Annotated in this window: 18 protein-coding genes, 1 tRNA gene and 1 pseudogene; 11 read left to right on the top strand and 9 right to left on the bottom strand. The window is 67.3% G+C overall.

The genetic code is table 11. The features are described 5' to 3' along the window. The first annotated feature begins 165 nt into the window (after positions 1 to 165). The 3 genes from leuA to AC1DBD_RS05885 all read left to right on the top strand — a co-directional run bounded on the left by leuA (position 166) and on the right by AC1DBD_RS05885 (position 3,606). Positions 166 to 1,905: a 2-isopropylmalate synthase gene (leuA, locus tag AC1DBD_RS05875; RefSeq protein ID WP_476981618.1), complete on the top strand. Its 1,740-nt coding sequence runs from the start codon at positions 166 to 168 to the stop codon at positions 1,903 to 1,905. A gap of 97 nt (positions 1,906 to 2,002) precedes the next feature. Then, entirely contained in the window at positions 2,003 to 2,758 is a 756-nt protein-coding gene (gene recO / locus AC1DBD_RS05880; RefSeq protein WP_441417752.1) for a DNA repair protein RecO, read from the top strand. A gap of 2 nt (positions 2,759 to 2,760) precedes the next feature. Further along, entirely contained in the window at positions 2,761 to 3,606 is an 846-nt protein-coding gene (locus AC1DBD_RS05885; protein WP_476981619.1) for an isoprenyl transferase, read from the top strand. An 85-nt stretch (positions 3,607 to 3,691) separates the two neighbouring features. Here the strand turns inward: AC1DBD_RS05885 and AC1DBD_RS05890 are convergent, their stop codons facing one another. The 3 genes from AC1DBD_RS05890 to AC1DBD_RS05900 are packed head-to-tail and all read right to left on the bottom strand — an operon-like array spanning position 3,692 to position 7,416. Continuing rightward, positions 3,692 to 4,654, bottom strand: a complete 963-nt coding sequence (locus tag AC1DBD_RS05890; RefSeq protein WP_476981620.1) for an alpha/beta hydrolase — start codon at positions 4,652 to 4,654, stop codon at positions 3,692 to 3,694. A 59-nt stretch (positions 4,655 to 4,713) separates the two neighbouring features. Beyond that, positions 4,714 to 5,700 carry an alpha/beta hydrolase gene (locus tag AC1DBD_RS05895; protein WP_476981621.1) on the bottom strand — a complete coding sequence of 329 codons (987 nt, stop codon included), beginning with the start codon at positions 5,698 to 5,700 and terminating at the stop codon, positions 4,714 to 4,716. Positions 5,701 to 5,721: 21 nt separating this feature from the next. Further along, positions 5,722 to 7,416 carry an FAD-binding dehydrogenase gene (locus AC1DBD_RS05900; protein WP_476981622.1) on the bottom strand — a complete coding sequence of 565 codons (1,695 nt, stop codon included), beginning with the start codon at positions 7,414 to 7,416 and terminating at the stop codon, positions 5,722 to 5,724. A 78-nt stretch (positions 7,417 to 7,494) separates the two neighbouring features. On the opposite strand from AC1DBD_RS05900, the gene AC1DBD_RS05905 reads away from it, so the two are divergent. Further along, positions 7,495 to 8,568, top strand: coding sequence for a quinone-dependent dihydroorotate dehydrogenase (locus AC1DBD_RS05905; RefSeq protein ID WP_441417757.1), 1,074 nt, complete (start codon positions 7,495 to 7,497; stop codon positions 8,566 to 8,568). 111 nt (positions 8,569 to 8,679) lie between these two features. On the opposite strand, the gene AC1DBD_RS05910 is transcribed toward AC1DBD_RS05905, so the two are convergent. Further along, a complete protein-coding gene (locus AC1DBD_RS05910; protein WP_476981623.1) occupies positions 8,680 to 9,279 on the bottom strand; it encodes a DUF3043 domain-containing protein in 600 nt (199 codons plus the stop codon). Between the two features lie 220 nt (positions 9,280 to 9,499). Next, positions 9,500 to 9,919 carry a hypothetical protein gene (locus AC1DBD_RS05915; protein WP_476981624.1) on the bottom strand — a complete coding sequence of 140 codons (420 nt, stop codon included), beginning with the start codon at positions 9,917 to 9,919 and terminating at the stop codon, positions 9,500 to 9,502. Positions 9,920 to 10,159: 240 nt separating this feature from the next. Between AC1DBD_RS05915 and AC1DBD_RS05920 the strand changes: the two are divergent. Then, positions 10,160 to 10,504, top strand: a pseudogene (locus AC1DBD_RS05920) (peptidase dimerization domain-containing protein); the annotation flags it as partial. Between the two features lie 140 nt (positions 10,505 to 10,644). Next, positions 10,645 to 10,724: transfer RNA gene (locus tag AC1DBD_RS05925), tRNA-OTHER, on the top strand. On the opposite strand, the gene AC1DBD_RS05930 is transcribed toward AC1DBD_RS05925, so the two are convergent. Then, positions 10,706 to 10,960 carry a hypothetical protein gene (locus AC1DBD_RS05930; protein ID WP_476892497.1) on the bottom strand — a complete coding sequence of 85 codons (255 nt, stop codon included), beginning with the start codon at positions 10,958 to 10,960 and terminating at the stop codon, positions 10,706 to 10,708. The genes AC1DBD_RS05925 and AC1DBD_RS05930 overlap by 19 nt on opposite strands. A gap of 139 nt (positions 10,961 to 11,099) precedes the next feature. On the opposite strand from AC1DBD_RS05930, the gene AC1DBD_RS05935 reads away from it, so the two are divergent. The 4 genes from AC1DBD_RS05935 to AC1DBD_RS05950 all read left to right on the top strand — a co-directional run bounded on the left by AC1DBD_RS05935 (position 11,100) and on the right by AC1DBD_RS05950 (position 14,702). Then, complete coding sequence (locus AC1DBD_RS05935; protein WP_138769282.1) at positions 11,100 to 11,489, top strand: HesB/IscA family protein; 390 nt, start codon at positions 11,100 to 11,102, stop codon at positions 11,487 to 11,489. A 205-nt stretch (positions 11,490 to 11,694) separates the two neighbouring features. Then, a complete protein-coding gene (gene ctaC, locus AC1DBD_RS05940; protein WP_476892498.1) occupies positions 11,695 to 12,567 on the top strand; it encodes an aa3-type cytochrome oxidase subunit II in 873 nt (290 codons plus the stop codon). 12 nt (positions 12,568 to 12,579) lie between these two features. Further along, a complete protein-coding gene (ctaD, locus tag AC1DBD_RS05945; protein WP_441417761.1) occupies positions 12,580 to 14,304 on the top strand; it encodes an aa3-type cytochrome oxidase subunit I in 1,725 nt (574 codons plus the stop codon). Continuing rightward, positions 14,301 to 14,702, top strand: coding sequence for a cytochrome c oxidase subunit 4 (locus AC1DBD_RS05950; RefSeq protein ID WP_441417762.1), 402 nt, complete (start codon positions 14,301 to 14,303; stop codon positions 14,700 to 14,702). The genes ctaD and AC1DBD_RS05950 overlap by 4 nt, the downstream gene beginning before the upstream one ends. A 90-nt stretch (positions 14,703 to 14,792) precedes the next feature. Here the strand turns inward: AC1DBD_RS05950 and AC1DBD_RS05955 are convergent, their stop codons facing one another. Beyond that, complete coding sequence (locus AC1DBD_RS05955; protein WP_441417763.1) at positions 14,793 to 15,083, bottom strand: HPr family phosphocarrier protein; 291 nt, start codon at positions 15,081 to 15,083, stop codon at positions 14,793 to 14,795. A gap of 230 nt (positions 15,084 to 15,313) precedes the next feature. Here AC1DBD_RS05955 and AC1DBD_RS05960 point away from each other — a divergent pair, with 230 nt between their 5' ends. Next, positions 15,314 to 16,081 (top strand): GntR family transcriptional regulator, encoded by a 768-nt coding sequence (locus AC1DBD_RS05960; RefSeq protein ID WP_441417882.1) that lies wholly within the window; start codon positions 15,314 to 15,316, stop codon positions 16,079 to 16,081. Between the two features lie 79 nt (positions 16,082 to 16,160). Here AC1DBD_RS05960 and qcrB read toward each other — a convergent pair whose 3' ends face one another. Both qcrB and qcrA read right to left on the bottom strand, forming a co-directional pair. Beyond that, on the bottom strand, positions 16,161 to 17,840 hold the full coding sequence (gene qcrB / locus AC1DBD_RS05965; protein WP_441417764.1) for a cytochrome bc1 complex cytochrome b subunit: 1,680 nt from the start codon (positions 17,838 to 17,840) through the stop codon (positions 16,161 to 16,163). Then, complete coding sequence (gene qcrA / locus AC1DBD_RS05970) at positions 17,818 to 18,888, bottom strand: cytochrome bc1 complex Rieske iron-sulfur subunit (RefSeq protein ID WP_441417765.1); 1,071 nt, start codon at positions 18,886 to 18,888, stop codon at positions 17,818 to 17,820. The genes qcrB and qcrA overlap by 23 nt, the downstream gene beginning before the upstream one ends. Positions 18,889 to 18,891: the final 3 nt, after the last annotated feature.

Below are 18,891 nucleotides of genomic sequence, written 5' to 3' on the forward strand. Positions count from 1 at the left end.
TCTTACGCACCCGTGTTACTGTGAAAACGTGCGCGCAGAACTGCTCCTTCTTAGCTGCCGCGGCGGGGCCTCAGACGCGATCTAGCGCAAGGCCAAACCTCGCTGCGGAGTTTGTGTTGCCCGGCCACCCTTTCACCAAGAACCACAGAAAAGGCCCCGATAGTAATGCGAAACGCACAGCAGCCCTCAGGAATGCCGGTCCACCGCTACGTCCCCTTCCAGGACCTGATCACGGTCGAACTGCCGGACCGCACCTGGCCCGACAAGGTCATCACCAAGGCCCCGCGCTGGTGCGCGGTCGACCTGCGTGATGGCAACCAGGCCCTGATCGACCCGATGAGCCCGGCCCGCAAGATGAAGATGTTCGATCTGCTGGTCCGGATGGGCTACAAGGAGATCGAAGTCGGCTTCCCTTCGGCCTCGCAGACGGACTTCGACTTCGTCCGCCAGCTGATCGAGGGCAACCACATCCCGGACGACGTTACGATCCAGGTCCTGACCCAGGCCCGCGAGCATCTGATCGAGCGGACCTACGAGTCCCTGGTCGGCGCCAAGCAGGCCATCGTGCACCTCTACAATTCGACTTCGGTCCTGCAGCGCCGCGTCGTGTTCAACCAGGACGAGGACGGAATCCTCGACATCGCCCTGCAGGGTGCCCGTCTGTGCAAGAAGTACGAGGAAACCCTCGAGGACACCCACATCACCTACGAGTACTCCCCGGAGTCCTTCACGGGCACCGAGCTCGCCTACGCCGTGCGCGTCTGCAACGCCGTCGCCGACGTTTTCGAAGCATCCGCCGACCGCCAGGTGATCATTAACCTGCCGGCCACGGTGGAAATGGCAACCCCCAATGTGTACGCCGATTCGATCGAATGGATGAGCCGGCACCTGCACCCGCGCGAAGGAATCATCCTCTCCCTGCACCCGCACAACGACCGCGGTACCGGCGTCGCGGCGGCCGAGCTGGGCTACCTGGCCGGTGCCGACCGGATCGAGGGCTGCCTGTTCGGCAACGGCGAACGTACCGGCAACGTCGACCTGGTCACGCTGGGCCTGAACATGTTCGTCCAGGGCATCGACCCGATGATCGACTTCTCCGACATCGACGACGTCCGCCGAACGGTGGAGTACTGCAACCAGTTGCCCGTCGCGGAGCGTTCACCCTACGGCGGTAACCTGGTTTTCACAGCCTTCTCCGGCTCGCACCAGGATGCCATCAAGAAGGGCCTGGAAGCCCTGGAGAAGGACGCCGCCGCCGCCGGCAAGGACGTCGCGGACTACGCCTGGCAGGTGCCCTACCTGCCGGTCGATCCGAAGGACCTCGGCCGCAGCTACGAGGCCGTAATCCGGGTCAACTCGCAGTCCGGCAAGGGCGGCGTGGCTTACCTGCTCAAGAACGAGCACAACCTGGACCTGCCGCGCCGCGCGCAGATCGAGTTCTCCGGTGTCATCCAGCGCCGAACCGACACGGTGGGCGGCGAAGTCAGCGGCGCCCAGCTGTGGCAGCTTTTCCAGGACGAATACCTGCCTTCCGCCGCGGCCGAAGCCCAGTGGGGCCGCTATGCGCTCGGCGCGGTCAGCACCGAGTCCGACGAGGACGGCACCATGACGCTGACCGCCGCTCTCAAGGTGGACGGCAAGCAGCTCCGGCGCACCGGGGTGGGCAACGGACCGATCGCGGCCCTGCTGAGCATCCTGCGCGAGGACGGCGTTGACGTCCGCGTGCTGGACTACAGCGAGCACGCCCTGTCCGAGGGCGGCAGCGCCCAGGCCGCGGCCTACGTTGAATGCGCCGTGGGGGAGCGGGTGCTGTGGGGCGTCGGCATCGACGCCAACACGTCGATGGCCTCGCTCAAGGCCGTCATCTCCGCCGTCAACCGCGCCATCCGGGACGCCCGCGCCTAGGCCATTCGGGAACAGCACTGCGCCGTCGGAGTCTCCGGCGGCGCAGTGCTGTTTTCCCAATGGCAGAGATTCCCGAAAGTCAGTGCGAAGATTAACTGTGGCCCAACCTTCCTCCTTTGCTGCCCGCGCGTACCGCGACGACGCCGTGGTCCTGCGCACCCATAAGCTCGGCGAGGCGGACCGCATCATCACCCTGCTGACCAAGCACCACGGGCAGGTCCGCGCGGTCGCCAAGGGCGTGCGCCGCACCAGCAGCCGATTCGGCGCCAGGCTGGAGCCGTTCATGGTCGCGGACCTCCAGCTCATCTCCGGCCGCACCCTGGACGTGGTTACGCAGGCCGTCGCCAAGGGCGCCTACGGCTCCAGTATCGCGGCCGACTACGGCCGCTACACCGTCGCCGCCGCGATGACCGAAACCGCGGAAAAGCTCACCGACGTCGACGGCGAAGCGGGAACCGCCCAGTACAACCTGCTGGTCGGGGCGCTGGCTTCCTTGAGCCGCGGCGACCATGCCCCGGAACTCATCCTGGACTCCTACCTGCTCCGCGCCCTCTCCACCGGCGGTTGGGCACCCAGCTTCACCGAATGCGCCCGCTGCGGCGCTCCGGGCCCGCACACCGCGTTCTCCGCCCCGCTGGGCGGCATGGTCTGCGGGGAGTGCCGGCCGCCGGGTTCACCCGCGCCGGCCACGGAGACGGTGCTGCTGCTGGGTGCGCTGCTGACCGGGAACTGGACGGCCGCGGATGCGTCCGCAACCATCCACCGCCGGGAGGCCGCCGGCCTGGTGGCGAGCTACCTGCAGTGGCATTTGGAACGTGTCCTGAAATCCCTCAAACATGTGGAGCGAACCTAACCGTGGCCCTAGGCAAGAAAACTCCAGGCAGCAAGAAGAACCCCGTCCGACAGCGCAGCTCCGAAGTGGTGGCGCCCTACCCGCATCCCTCCGGTGCCGTGCCGCCCGCCATCCCTGCCGAGTTCATTCCCCGGCACGTCGCGATCGTGATGGACGGAAACGGCCGCTGGGCGAACCAGCGTGGACTGCCCCGGATCGAAGGCCACAAGGCGGGGGAACCGGCCCTGCTGGACGTCGTGGCCGGGGCAATCGAACTGGGCATTGAGCACGTCAGCGTCTACGCATTCTCCACCGAAAACTGGCGCCGTTCACCCGAGGAAGTCCGCTTCCTGATGGGATTTAACAAGGATGTGCTGCGACGGCAGCGCAACCAGCTGGATGAGTGGGGCGTGAGGATCCGCTGGTCCGGCCGGCGGCCCAAACTCTGGGGCTCGGTGATCCGGGAGCTAGAAGAGGCCGAGGAGTTCACCCGCGGCAACAGCACCTGCACTTTGAACATGTGTGTTAACTACGGCGGCCGGGCGGAGATCACCGACGCAGTCTCAGCCATCGCCGAGGAGGTGGCCGCAGGCCGGCTCAGGCCAGGCGCTATCACCGAACGGACCATCCAAAAGTATCTGGACGAACCGGACCTGCCGGACGTCGACCTGTTCCTGCGCAGCTCGGGTGAGCAGCGGCTCTCCAACTTCATGCTCTGGCAGTCGGCCTACGCCGAATTCGTCTTCCTGGACACGCTGTGGCCGGATGTGGACCGCCGCACCCTCTGGGACGCCGTGGAGATTTACGCGCAGCGGGACCGCCGCTACGGCGGCGCGGTGGACGCCGCCGCCCCCGTCACCCCAGCCTGACCCCGGTAGCCGGCGCGGCGGCCGGCCACGCCGCCTGCCACGCCGCCTGCCACGTCGCCTGCCACGCTGGCCCGTTCCAGCGCAGTCAGCCTGGGTAGAGGCTCAGCCAGAGCAGGAGGTCGTCGTAGGCCTCCTGCCGCACCGTGCGGCGGGAGAGAAAGACGTCGTGGATGGCGCCCGGGTAACGGAAGACGGCAGCCCTGCGGCCCAGCCCCAGCGCCCGGCGGGCAGTTTCCTCGACGTCGATCACGGCGTCGACGTCCATCAGCACGTCGCTCCATTCGGCCTGGATGTGGGTGCGCCCGGAAAGCATCACCAATACCGGCGAGGTGATGTCCAGCCGCCGCTGCACGGCCGCATGGCCGGCGAGGACAGCCTTCGTCCAACCCGGACGGATCGGGAAGGACGCCCGTGGCCGCCACTCGGGATCCACGTCCCATTCGCCGTGCGCTGAGCCGCTGACGCTGTCCCAGTAGCCGGGCATGCTCGGCAGCAGCAACGGCCGCCGCGGGTCGGTGCGCGCCAGTGGTTCCACCAACTGCATGGCGATGTTCCGGATCAGGCTGCTGCCCTGCAGTTCCAGCCATGGCGCGTTCAGGACCAGGGTGCCCAGTACTCCCGGATTCCGGTCAGCCCACAGTGCCGCGACGAGGCCGCCGAGGGAATGCGCGAGCAGGTGGACCGTCGGCCGCCCGGCGCTGCCGGTCCGGGTGGACACATCGGCGGTGACGGTGGCAAGCGCAGCGGCGAGGTCCTCGTCATAGACCGCCAGGTCGGTGGTGTAGCCGGGGGTCTGCCAGCTGCGCAGGCTGCGCCCGAACTTCCGCAGGTCCAGGGCGTAGAAGTGGAACCCAGCAGCCACGATTTGCTCAGCGAGTTCCGCCTGCAGGAAGTAGTCGGCCCAGCCGTGCAGGTAGAGGACCACTTTCTCCGGCGCCCGGGTCCCGGGGGCGTCCGGCGGGCCAGCCGCTGCACCGCCGTTGCTGGCATGGCGAACGAGGGTGGCGACGACGGGTCCTTCATCGTCCGGCGGCAGTTCCAGCTCCAAGGACTCGAAGTGGTGTCCCAGTACATCCCGGCGCCACCGCGGTGGCTGCGCTGGACCCCTCACGCGGGGCCGCCGTCGTCCAGCACGTAGGCGCGGATCCAGCGGGCGAGCCGCGCATACGCGTCCGCGCGGACCCGCGGCGCCGAGAGGAAGACGTCGTGCAGGGCACCGTCGATACGTTCCAGGGTCACGGTGCGGCCCAGGCTCAGGGCGCGCAGGGCAATGGTGTTGACATCCAGGACGGCGTCGGTGCGCCGCATGGACTCCTTCCAGAACATTCCGTTGGCGCTGGCCCCGGAGATCATCACGAGGATGGGAACGTCGATGTTCAGCCCCCGGGCCACCTGGGACTGGCCGGCCAGCACGGCGCTGAGCCAGCCCGCCCGCACCGGAAAGGCCCGGGGCGGGCGGTAGTTGTCATCCAGCACCCATTCGCCCTCTGCGGCGCTGCTGATGCTGCGCCAGTAGAAGGCGCGCTCGGGAAGCCGGATCACGGATTCGGGCCGGAACCGGGCCAGCGGCTCCAGCATGGTCCGCGCGGCGCGGCGGACCGCCGGGCTGCCATGCATTTCCAGCCACGGGCTGTCGAGGACCAGTTGGGCGGCGCGGCCCGGATGCCGGCTCACCCAGAGCGCCGCGATGAGCCCGCCGGTGGAGTGTCCCATCAAGGTGACCCGCGGGGGAGGGGACCCCGTGGGGGCCAGGGATTCGATGATGCCGATCGCCGCCGTGATCTCGGCGTCGTAGTCGGCAAGGTCGGCGACGTAGCCGCCGTGCGCACCGTGCTGCAGGCTTCGGCCGTGGTTGTGCATGTCCAGTGCGAAGAACCCGAAGCCGTGGCCGGTCCAGAACTCGGCGAGCTCCTCGTTGAAGAAGTAGTCGCTCCAGCCGTGCAGGAAGAGGACGGCCCGCCGGGGAGCCTTGCCGGCTCCGGTCGAAGGGATGTGCCGGACCAGGGTGGCCGTGCGTTCGACCCCGTCCGGGCCGGCCGCCTTGAAAGCGCACGCCGCGAAGTCCTCACCCAGGATGTCGGTCTGCCAGTCCATCGGATCCTCCCGCTCTGCCGGCTACAGGGCCGAGGCCGCGGCGCGGCCTGCCGCGCGGCCAGAGAACAGGCACCCGCCCAGGAAGGTGCCTTCCAGGGCGCGGTACCCGTGGATGCCGCCACCGCCGAAGCCAGCCGCCTCGCCGGCCGCGTAGAGTCCGGCGACCGGCCGGCCGGCGGCGTCCAGGACCCGGGATTGCAGGTCGGTCTGGATCCCGCCGAGGCTTTTGCGGGTCAGGACGGAGAGGCGCACCGCCAGCAGGGGCCCGTGCCGGGGGTCCAGCATCCGGTGCGGAGGGGCCACCCGCATGATCCTGTCGGTGGTGAAGCGGCGGGCAGCGCGGATCGCGGCAAGCTGCGGGTCCTTGCCCAGCCCGCTCCCGAACTGCCGGTCCCGGGACCGGACCAGCCGGTCCAGCCCGGCGGCGTCGATGAACGGAGTCCCGGTGAGCCCGTTCATTTTCGCGGCAAGCTCCGTCGGAGTGCCTGCCTGCAGGAAATCCACGCCCCGGTCCAGGAACCGCTGCAGCGGACTGTCCGCGGACGGTTTCAGCCGCGCCGCGAGCAGGCGCACGTCCTTCCCGGTCAGGTCCGGGTTCTGCTCGGAGCCGGAGAGCGCGAACTCCTTCAGCGCGATGGTCTTGTTCAACACGAACCACGAGTGGGTGTGCCCGGTTCCGAGGATGTGCCGCAGCGCGCCGAGCGAGTCGAAGCCGGGGAACAGCGGTGCCGGGAGCATCTTGCCGGTGGCGTCGAGCCAGAGCGCCGAGGGCCCGGGCAGGATCCGGATGCCGTGCTGCGGCCAGACCGGGCTGTGGTTCTGGATGCCTTCCGGGTAGTGCCACATCCGGTCGCCGTTGATCAGCCGGCCGCCGGCACGGTCCACAGCGACCAGGAAGTCGCCGTCCGCCGAGGCCGGCACGCCGCTCAGCATGGACGCCGGGGCGCCGCCGCCGGGCCACTGCCGCCGGACCGCGCCGTGGTTGCCGCCGATGCCGCCGCTGGTGACGATGACGGTTCCGGCGGAGGCCTCGAACGCGCCGGCGGCGATGCGGGAGGACTGCTCGCCCCGCGCAGCGCTGCTGGCCTCCAGGATCTCGCCGTGCACGCCGCTGAGCCGGCCCGCCGTCGTCGTCAACTCGGTGGCGCGGTGCCGGAAGTGGAAGGAGACGCGCCCTGCAGCCACGCCCTCGCGGAGTTTGGCGAGGAAGGGCGCGACCAGTGCCGGGCCGGTGCCCCAGGCGACGTGGAAGCGCGGCACCGTGTTGCCGTGGCCGTCCGGGCCGTAGCCGCCGCGCTCGGCCCACTGCACGAGCGGAAAGAGCCGGACGCCGAGCGAGGCGAGCCAGGCGCGCTTCTCACCCGCCGCGAAGTTCACGTAGGCCTCGGCCCACTCCCGGGCGAGGGCGTCTTCGGGGCGGTCGAAGGCGGCGGAAGACAGCCAGTCGGCGAGGGCCAGCTCGGCACTGTCCCGGACGCCCAGCCGGCGCTGCTCCGGGGTGTTGACCAGGAACAGGCCGCCAAAGGACCAGTGCGCCTGCCCGCCGGCCGAAGCCTCCGGCTCCTGGTCCAGGACAGCCACCCGGCGGCCAGCGGCGTACGCTTCCGCCGCGGCCACCAGGCCGGCGAGGCCTGCCCCGACAACGACGACGTCGGCCTCGATCCGGGTGCCGGGCGTCGCCGGCACGCTGCTGTGGACTGCACCCTCGCTGGTCATGGCTTCATGCTAGCGCCCGCGGGGGTACGGTTTGCCCGGCATTTTGGTTTGCGCGGCCGGAACCGGAAAACTAGGGGTATGCGCGTATATCCCACCTTCTTCCGGCTCGCCTTCTCCTGGATGGACGCCGAGCGCGCCCACAAGATCGGTTTCCTAGGCATCCGGCTGGCCAACCGCTGCGGCGCCGGCCGCGTGCTGCAACGGTTCACGGCGCCGTCCGCAGCGCTGCGGACCGAGGCATTCGGCTTGACCTTCCCCTCGCCCTTTGGGCTGGCCGCGGGTTTCGACAAGGAGGGCCACGGGATCGAAGCGCTGACCGACCTTGGCTTCGGGCACATCGAAGTGGGCACCATCACCGGGCAGGCCCAGCCGGGCAACCCGGCGCCGCGGCTGTTCCGCCTGATCGAGGACCGCGCCGTGATCAACCGGATGGGCTTCAACAACGACGGTGCCGCGGCCGTGGCGCCCAGGCTCCGTTCCGCCCGGGCTGCCCTGCAGCGCCGCTATCCCGGGGTCCGCCCGGTGATCGGTGTGAATATCGGCAAGAGCAAGGTGGTGGAGCTTGAGGATGCCGTGGAGGACTACCTGATCAGTGCCCGCAGCCTGGCCCCGGCCGCCGACTACCTGGTGGTCAACGTCAGTTCCCCGAACACCCCGGGCCTGCGGTTGCTGCAGGATGTCAGCACCCTGCGCCCGCTGCTGGCCGCGGTGGGGGAGGCCGCGGACAACGCCGCCGGCCGGCACGTGCCTCTGCTGGTGAAGATCGCCCCGGATCTCAGCGACGAGGACATCGACGACGTCGCCAGGCTGGCGCTGGACCTGAAGCTGGACGGCATCATCGCCACCAACACCACCATCGCCCGCGCCGGACTGGTCTCCAGCCCGGAACAGATTGAGGCGTGCGGCGCCGGGGGCCTCTCCGGTGCCCCGCTCCGGAAGCGATCACTGGAAGTCCTGGCCCGGCTCAAGGCCGCGACCGGCGGGGCCATCACGCTGGTTTCGGTCGGCGGGGTCGAGACCGCACAGGACGTCCGGGACCGGCTTGAGGCCGGCGCCACCCTGGTGCAGGGCTACACTGCGTTCCTATACGAAGGTCCCTTCTGGGCGGCGAAGATCAACCGCGAGCTGGCGAAGCGGCCGGCCCGCCGCTAACCGGCGGTCTCCCGCCGCCAGGGCGGGCTCCCACCCAGCACGCCCGCGCGGATTCCGGAAACGCGAAAGCCCCCGGCAGTCCAACTGCCGGGGGCTTTTCGATGGCCGGATTCAGGCGGGGAAGTCGCCGCGCTTGACCAGGGGCTTGGGAAGGCGGAGGCGGCGGAACTGCAGGGATCGCATGGAGCCGTACCAGACGGTGCCCCGCTCCACCTCGCCGAACTTCTCGGCCAGACGCTTCTTGAGCTTCCGGGACAGGATGAAGACGTCCACGAAGACGGCAAGGAACATGACCCAGAAACCGCCGAGGACGTAGATCATCTGTTCGCTGCTCGCCGGGACCAGCAGGGAGATGATCACGAAGACCAGGGCGCCGAACATCAGGTATTCGCCAAGGCTGAAACGGGCGTCCACGTAGTCGCGGGCGAAGCGCTTCTGCGGGCCCTTGTCACGCAGCGGCAGGAACTTCTCGTCACCGGTATCCATGGCCTGGCGCATCTTGAGGCGCTGGTCCGCGATCGCCGTGCGCTCGGCCGCCCGGGAGGCCTTGCGGTCCTCCGGAACCAAGGGGCGCTTGCGGGCAGCCACCTGGGCGCTCCGCTTGGGCGTGGGTGCGCCCTTGCCGATGGCGGCGTCCCGGGCTGCTGCCTCGGCCACCTGCTGGTCAACTACGTCCTGCGCCAGGGGCGCTTCCTTTTTACGTCCAAACACCCCTACAGAATACCCTGCGGCGGCTCGCCCGAGACCCAGCCCACACCGGGCCGGGGCGGCGGTGATCCCAGCCGTAAATCGCGCCGGTATCAGCGCCGGGGGAAACGTCTCCCGGGCCGCCGCAGAGCCGCCGTGGGAGCGCCGTGGCGCATTTGTCGTGATGCCGGACACGGGTAGTGTTTTGGCCATGACTTCATCACCCGCGGGGACCCCGCAGCCCTCAGCCGTCGGCTCCATCGATGCCGCCGCCCTCCGTCAGGCCGTTACCGAGTCCTTTGACGCCACCGTCGAGCAGTTGAAGGCGCTCGTGGCGATCCCGGGCATCGCCTGGCCCAGCTTCGATCCTGCTCCGCTGAATGCCAGCGCCGACGCCGTCGCCGAACTGGTCCGCGGCAGCGGCTTCGAGGACGTCCGGATCCTGCGCTGCGACAAGGAGGATGGCACCCCGGGCGGGCCGGCCGTCGTCGCACGCCGGCCCGCCGCAGCCGGCAAGCCCACCATCCTGCTCTACGCCCACCACGACGTCCAGCCGACCGGCGACCTCGCGCTCTGGGAGACCGAGCCGTTCACCGCCGTCGAACGCGACGGCCGCCTCTACGGCCGCGGTGCCGCGGATGACAAGGCAGGGATCCTGGCCCACGTCGCCGCCTACTCCGCGGTGACCCGGGTGCTGGGGGAGGAGCTGGGCCTGGGCGTGACCTTCTTCTTCGAAGGTGAGGAAGAAGCAGGCTCACCCACCTTCCGTTTGTTCCTCGAAACCCACCAGGAACTGCTGCGCTCCGACGTGATCGTCGTCGCCGACTCGTCCAACTGGAAGGTCGGCATCCCGGCCCTCACCACCAGCCTGCGCGGCCTGGTGGACGGCACCATCGAGGTCAAGGTGCTGGACCACGCGGTCCACTCCGGGATGTTCGGCGGCCCGGTCCTTGACGCCCCGACGCTGCTGGCGCGGCTGATTGCCACCCTGCACGACGACGAAGGCAGCGTGGCGATCGAGGGCCTTGTCAGCCGCGACGACGCCGAAGTGGACCTCACCGAGGAGGAGTACCGCAAGGATGCTTCCGTGCTCGACGGCGTCAAGCTCGCCGGCACCGGGAGCATCGCCTCGCGCATGTGGACCAAGCCCGCGCTGTCCATCATCGGTTTCGACGCCCCAGCCGTGGACGTTGCCTCCAACACCCTGCTGCCGCGGGCCCGCGCCAAGTTCAGCCTGCGGCTGGCCCCCGGCCAGGACCCGGCCGAGGCCATGGAAGCGGTCCGCCGGCACGTTGAATCCCACGCGCCGTTCGGCGCCGAGGTGGTGTTCACCCCGGGGGAGAGCGGCAACGCCTTCCTTACGGACACGTCCTCCACCGCCGCCACCATGGCGATGTGGGCGCTGGGTGAGGCGTGGGGCGTGCCGGCTGTCGAGACCGGGATCGGCGGTTCAATCCCGTTCATCGCCGACCTGACCGAGCTGTACCCGGACGTGCAGATCCTGGTCACCGGCGTTGAGGATCCCGATTCGCGGGCGCACAGCGCCAACGAGTCGCTCCACCTCGACGACTTCCGCAACGCAATCGTGGCCGAGGCGTTCCTGCTGGCCCGGTTGAACGCGGAAGGCCTGGCCTAAGCGGAACGCCTGCGGCTGGGTCGCCGGCTGGATCTCCGGCTCTGCCGGGTGGGCATTTCCGGGGAACATCCAGCCGGCGTTGACGGTTACGTCAGGAGTTAGAGCTACACGTCTGATCGACGTAGCATGTAGCTATAGCCCATACCGTTTAAGTAGGGGCGGGCACCGCGCAGGCGGAGCCGCCACGACCGTCGTAAGAAGGTAGGCCATGAGCACTACAACCAATGAAAACAGCGCCGACACCACCGTCCAGGCGGACCAGGAACTGGCCAGCCACGAGGTCCAGCTGACCGATGTGGCCGCCGGGAAGGTCCGCAGCCTGCTGGAACAGGAAGGCCGCACTGATCTTCGGCTCCGCGTTGCCGTGCAGCCGGGCGGTTGTTCCGGGCTGATCTACCAGCTGTACTTCGATGAGCGGCTCCTCGAGGGTGACGCCGTCCGCGACTACGACGGCGTCGAGGTCGTTGTGGACAAGATGAGCGTCCCTTACCTCAGCGGCGCGAGCATCGACTTCGAGGACACCATCTCGAAGCAGGGCTTCACCATTGACAACCCGAATGCGGGCGGATCCTGCGCTTGCGGGGACTCCTTCCACTAAGGCCTAAGGCCGGGCAATCCGCCCGGCCTTAGTGCCGTCCAGGGGATGGCCGCCGGAACCGCCAAAAACTCCATCGAGGCACGGCGCGGACATGTGGGCGAAAACTCGCGGGGAGCGGTAAGCTCTACACCGAGTAGTAAAACTTTTAGTGTGCCCGGAACGCCGACGGCGGCCGGGCGACAGCAACAAGTAGGAAGGGCCGTCTGTGAGTTCGCAGAACCGAACCGGCAGCCGACGCAAACAGATCACTACGATCACTGGCTTGGCACTAGCCGGCGCGTTGGCTTTGACTGGATGTTCACCAGAGGTACAGAAAGGGTGGCTGCCCACTGAGCGTGGCACCACCAACCACACTGACCGCATCATGGACCTCTGGGTCAACTCATGGATTGCCGCGCTGGTCGTCGGCATCATCACCTGGGGCTTGATGATTTGGGTCATCGTCGCGTACCGGCGGCGGAAGGGCACGGTGGGTTTCCCGCGCCAGAACAGCTTCAACCTGCCCCTCGAGGTCTTCTACCTGACGATTCCGCTGTTTATGGTCCTGGTGTTCTTCTACTTCACCGACCGCGACCAGCAAGCGATCGACAACCGTGACCAGCCGGCCGACGTCGTCGTCGACGTCCGCGCCAAGCAGTGGGCCTGGGACTTCAACTACAAGAAGGGCGACGTCGTTACCGACGACGTCCACGAGGCCGGCGTCCAGGCGCACCTCACCGGCAACAACGTGGACAAGGAAAAGCTGCCTACGCTTTACCTGCCGGTCAACAAGTCGGTTGACCTCGAGCTGAACGCCCGCGACGTCATCCACTCCTTCTGGGTTCCCGCCTTCCTGCAGAAGCGCGACATGATCCCGGGCAAGACCAACTACATCCGGTTCACCCCCACCAAAGAGGGAACCTACGACGGCAAATGTGCCGAACTCTGTGGTGAGTACCACTCCGAAATGCTGTTCCGCGTGAAGGTTGTCTCCGATTCGGAGTTCAAGGCCCACCTGGACCAGCTCCGCCAGGACGGCAACACCGGACTGCTCGGCGAAGAGTACGACCGCAACCCGGCCCCGACCGAGAACAAGTAAGGGGAGCGCGAAGTGGCAACGACCTACTCTCAGCCCTCAGGGATCCTTGAGGCTCCCGTAGTACCCAAATCCAAGGGGCGCATCGTCGTCAACTGGATCACCTCCACCGACCACAAGACCATCGGGTACATGTACCTGATCTCGTCCTTCGTGTTCTTCTGCTTCGGCGGCGTTATGGCGCTGCTGATCCGTGCGGAGCTTTTCGAGCCCGGCATGCAGATCCTGCAGACCAAAGAGCAGTACAACCAGCTCTTCACCATGCACGGCACCGTCATGCTGCTGATGTTCGCGACGCCGCTGTTCGCCGGCTTCGCCAACGTGATCATGCCGCTGCAGATCGGTGCCCCCGACGTCGCCTTCCCGCGGCTGAACGCGCTGGCCTTCTGGTTCTTCCTGTTCGGCTCCACGATCGCCGTGTCCGGCTTCATCACCCCGCAGGGTGCGGCGTCGTTCGGCTGGTTCGCCTACGCGCCGCTGTCCAACACGACCTTCAGCCCCGGCGTGGGCGGTGACCTCTGGGTCTTTGGCCTGGCGCTCTCCGGCTTCGGCACCATCCTCGGCGCGGTCAACTTCATCACCACCATCATCTGCATGCGCGCCCCGGGCATGACGATGTGGCGGATGCCGATCTTCACCTGGAACGTTCTGGTCACGGCGATTCTGGTGCTCATGGCGTTCCCGCCGCTGGCCGCCGCCCTCTTCGCCCTCGGCGCGGACCGCCGCTTCGGCGCCCACATCTTCGACCCGGAGAACGGCGGCGCCGTCCTCTGGCAGCACCTGTTCTGGTTCTTCGGCCACCCCGAGGTGTACATCATCGCGCTGCCGTTCTTCGGCATCGTCTCCGAGATCTTCCCGGTCTTTAGCCGCAAGCCGATCTTCGGCTACAAGGGCCTCGTCTATGCGACGATCTCGATTGCCGCACTGTCCGTGACCGTGTGGGCGCACCACATGTACGTCACCGGCTCGGTCCTGCTGCCGTTCTTCTCCTTCATGACGATGCTGATCGCGGTTCCCACCGGCGTGAAGTTCTTCAACTGGATCGGCACCATGTGGCGGGGTTCCATCACCTTCGAAACCCCCATGCTGTGGAGCATCGGCTTCCTGGCCACCTTCCTCTTCGGCGGCCTGACCGGAATCATCCTGGCCTCACCGCCGCTGGACTTCCACGTCTCCGACTCCTACTTCGTCGTGGCGCACTTCCACTACGTGGTCTTCGGCACCGTGGTGTTCGCGATGTTCGCAGGCTTCTACTTCTGGTGGCCGAAGTGGACCGGCAAGATGCTCAACGAGCGTCTCGGCAAGATCCACTTCTGGATGCTCTTCCTGGGCTTCCACGGCACCTTCCTCATCCAGCACTGGCTCGGCGTCGAGGGCATGCCCCGCCGCTACGCGGACTACATGCCGCAGGACAACTTCACCTGGATGAACCAGTTCTCCACCTACTCGTCCTTCCTCCTCGGCGCCTCGCTGATTCCGTTCTTCTGGAACGTCTACATCACCTGGCGCAGCAACGAGAAGGTCACGGTCGATGACCCCTGGGGCTTCGGCGCCTCGCTCGAATGGGCGACGTCCTGCCCGCCGCCGCGTCACAACTTCACCTCGCTGCCGCGGATCCGCTCGGAGCGTCCTGCCCTGGACCTGCACCACCCCGAGCTCTCCCAGTACTACACCGTCGACTCGCCTGCTCCGGCAGCAGCGACGCTCGGTAACGCCGACCAGAAGGATCAGGCCCAGTGAAAATCGAATCAAGGATTTTTGGACTGGGAGTCTTCTTCTTCGTCCCAGTTGCCATCGTCTACGGCTTCATGACGCACTGGTCCGAATGGGTCGGCATCCTGGGTGTCCTGCTGGTTGCAGGCCTGGCCGGTATGATCGGCGCCTACCTGGGCTTCACCGGCCGTCGGGTCGGCATGCGCCCCGAGGACCGCAGCGACGCTGAGATCCACGAGGGCGCGGGCGAGCAGGGCCACTTCAGCCCCTGGAGCTGGTGGCCTCTGGTTCTCGGCCTGGCATGCGCGGGCGGTTTCCTCGGCCTGGCCGTGGGCTTCTGGATCACGTTCATCGCCGGCGGCCTCGCCGTGGTGGCGCTCGTGGGCTGGGTCTATGAGTACAGCCGCGGTGACCACGCGCACTAGCGCCGGACACTGACAGCAACGACGGCGGGCCCCCACCTTGTGGTGGGGGCCCGCCGTCGTTTGCCTGTGCCCAGCGGGCGTGGCGGCCGGTCAGCCGGACTGGGACTCGAGCAGGGCGCAGAGCTCGGTGAGGGCGCGCTCAGCGTCGGCGAGACTTGCATTGTCGGGGACCGTCTCCGGCCGTACCGCCAGCTCCACTTCGCAACCGCAGGCGAAGTCCTCGGTCATGACCTCCAGCAGGGACCGTGCATCCACGCCCGGCCTGCCGTCCTTGCTGATCGTGACGGCGAATCCGGTCTGCGTCACGGCCCGGACAAACGCGGCCGCGGGGCGGGCGTGCAGTCCGATCGAGGCCTGGACGACCGCCTTGCGTGCTGGCAATGGAACTCCTTCAATCGTGACGCGCCGGGCGGTGCCGGCCCGGTGCTGGGGGCCCCCGGCCAACTGGTCCGGATACGACAGGCCGGCGGGGCGCATATCCAGCGTAGCCGGGGGAGAAGTCCCGGGCGAACCGGGCAGACCTGAGTGGTCTAGACCTGCTGGGAAAGTACCTTAGGCTTAAGGGATGAACGATTGCAGCAGGCGCCTCCGTGGGCTCTAACGCGGCCCGGATGGCCGGTGACATTGACCGGACCAGCGGCACCCCCATCTACGTCCAGCTCCGCGAAATCCTTCGCGCCCACATTGCCAGCTCCTGCCCGCCGGGTTCGGCGCTTCCCTCCGAACGGGACCTCTCCGAACGCTTCGGGCTGGCCAGGATGACCGTGCGCCAGGCCATCGACGCGCTCGTGGGCGAAGAAGTGATCGAGCGCGTGGTGGGCCTCGGCACCTTCGTCCGCAAGCCCAAGCTGGACCTCCAGGTCAAACTGACCTCGTATAGCGAGGAGATGCAGCGACGCGGCATGGTCCCGGCCGCCAAGGTGCTCAGCTTTGAACAGATCAACGCCAGCGCCTTTCTGGCCCGCGAACTGCAGCTCGAGGAGGGAACACCCCTGGTGCGGTTCCGGCGACTCCTGCTGGCGGACAGTGAGCCAATGAGCGTGGACGAGAACTTCATCCCCGCGCACCGCGTGCCCGGACTGCTCGACGGCGAGCCGCCGACGTCGCTCTACAACGTCCTGAGCGAGCGGTACGGCTTGGTGATGGAGTGGGGCGAGGACATGATCGAGGCGACGGCTGCGTCTCCGTCCACGGCGCGCCTGCTCAACGTGGAGGTCGGCTCACCGCTGCTGAAGATCCAGCGCCACGCCTTCGTGGCCCGGGCCATGGTCGACTACTCGGTCTCCTACTACCGGGCGGACCGCTACAAGCTCTGGGTGCCGCTGCAGCGCCCCGGCGTCCGTCCCACACGGAACTACGCCTCCGGCTACCGCCCCTGACAACCAGCGCGGAGTCCTTGGAAACGCAGAAAGGCCCGGTCCTGGTGGACCGGGCCTTTCTGTGGACTAATGCCGTGTCTTAGTGGCTGAGGCTCTTCTGCTCCGCAGCCGGTTCGATCGACTCGTGCTCGCCGTGGTGGCCGTGGGCCGCCGCGAGTTCGGCCGGGGTTGCCGGAGCGACCCGGTCCTCGAAGAACCACTTGGAAAGCATCGCGCGACGCTTTTCCTTGCGGTCCACGACGCCGTGGCTGTTCGGCTCGGCCGGAAGCGGCGACGGGGATTCGAAGCCGACCAGCTTGTAGCGCTTGTATTCGTTCAGCGGGGCGTGGACCTCGATGAACTCACCGTGCGGCAGCCGCACGATGCGGCCTGTCTCGCGGCCGTGGAGGGCGATTTCGCGGTCCTTGCGCTGCAGGGCCAGGGCGACGCGCTTCGTGATGATGAAGGCGAGTACCGGGCCAATGAAGAACAGGGCGCGCAGCCAGTAGGTGACGTCGTTCAAGGCCACGTGGAAGTGGGTGGCGATGAGGTCGGAACCAGCAGCAGCCCACATCACGCAGTACCAGACGAAGCCGGCCATGCCGATGGCGGTGCGGGTCGGCGCGTTCCGGGGACGGTCCAGGACGTGGTGCTCGCGGTCGTCCTTGGTGATCCAGCGTTCGATCCACGGGTAGGTGAACATCACGGTGAACAGGATGCCCGCAGGGACCAGCGCCGGCAGCAGCACGTTGAACGTGAAGACGTGGCCGAACCAGACCTGCTCGACGTGCCAGTTCCCGAAGGTGCCCGGCATCAGGCGCAGGGCGCCGTCAACGAAGCCGATGTACCAGTCAGGCTGGGTGCCGGCCGAGACGGGGGAGGGGTCGTACGGGCCGTAGTTCCAGATCGGGTTGATGGTGAAGAAACCGGCCATCAGCGCGATGACGCCGAACACGATGAAGAAGAAGCCGCCGGCCTTCGCCGCATAAACCGGGCCGAGGGGGTAGCCGACGACGTTGCCGTCGTTGCGGCCCGGGCCGGGGTACTGGGTGTGCTTGTGCACGACCACCATAAAGAGGTGCACGACGATCATCAGCAGGATGAGCGCGGGAACCAGCAGGATGTGGAGCATGTACAGGCGCCCGATAATAGCCGTGCCCGGGAATTCGCCGCCGAAGAGGAAGAACGAGATGTAGGTGCCGATCACCGGGATGGACTTGATGACGCCGTCGATGATGCGCAGGCCGTTGCCGGAGAGCAGGTCATCGGGGAGGGAGTAGCCGGTGAAGCCGGCGGCCATGGCGAGGATGAGCAGCACGCTGCCCACCACCCAGTTCATTTCGCGCGGCTTGCGGAAGGCGCCGGTGAAGAAGACCCGAAGCATGTGCACCGAAACCGAGGCTACGAAGAGCAGCGCGGACCAGTGGTGGACCTGGCGCATGAACAGGCCGCCGCGGACATCGAAGGAGATGTTCAGGGACGAGCTGTAGGCCACCGACATTTCGACGTTCTTCAACGGCAGATAGGAACCCTGGTAGTGGGTTTCCGCCATCGACGGGTCGAAGAAGAAGGTCAGGAAGGTGCCGGAGAGCAGCAGAATGACGAAAGAGTACAGGGCCACTTCGCCGAACATGAAGGACCAGTGGTCCGGGAAGACCTTGCGGCCGAATTCCCGGAGCATTCCGGAACCGCCCACGCGCTGGTCAACAAAATCGGTAATGCGGCCGCCCTTGGTCTTGGCGACGAAGGGGGAGGCGTTAGGGGTTGATGTTGCGCTCATGCTCAGCACGCTCCCAATAGCTAGGTCCAACGGGTTCATGGAAGTCGCTCGTAGCGTAAAGGTAGCCCTCGTCGTCTACGGCGATGGGCAGCTGCGGGAGCGGCCGGCTGGCCGGGCCGAAGATAACCTTGCATTCCTGGGTCAGGTCGAAGGTTGACTGGTGGCACGGGCACAGCAGGTGGTGGGTCTGCTGCTCGTAGAGGGCAACAGGGCAACCAACGTGGGTGCAGATCTTGGAGTAGGCAACGATTCCGTTGTAGCTCCAGTCCTCGCGGCCCGGGGAGGGCTTGAGGGACTCGGGGTTAAGGCGCATGAGCAGGACGACGGACTTCGCCTTCTCGTTCAACTTGCCTTCTTCGAGCTCGTTGAGCCCTTCCGGGATGACGTGGAAAGCCGAGCCGATGGTGACGTCCGAGGCCTTGATGGGGGTGCCATCGGGGTCGCGGGTGAGACGCTTGGTCTTGCCGCCAACCGGGGCCCACATGGTGTGCGCCAGCTTGTTGTCCGGGCGGGGACCGAGGTCGCCGAAGACGGCCAGGGCCGGCAGCGGCGCCAGGGCGACGGCCCCAAGCAGGGTGTTGCGGATCAGCGGGCGGCGCTTGATGCCGGTTTCCTCGACGATGTCGTCGACAATCCGGACAGCGGCCAGGCGGTCCTCTTCGGTGCGGATGGCGTGGCGCTCTTCCGACACTTCGTGGTCCGGCATAAGGGCCTTGGCCCAGTGCACGATGCCGGTGCCGATACCCAGCATGGCAAAGGCGGTGCCGATACCCAACAGCATGTTCTGCAGCCGGATAGTGGCGATCGAGGAGTCATTTCCAAGATCGATGGCGAAGTACGCCACCAGGAATATCAGGGTGCCAACGACCGAGGCGCCGAACAGAATGGCCACCTGCCGTTCCGCTCGCTTGGCGGCCCTCGGGTCCGTGTCAGCCAGGCGCAAACGATGCGGAGGAATTCCAGGATCCTGGAACTTCTCCACCTCATTCTGACCAGCCGTAGCTACGGTGCCCGAGTGGTTCGGACTGCCGTCACTATGGTTGCCCATAAT

It is taken from the genome of Arthrobacter sp. 10T419, assembly GCF_056394105.1.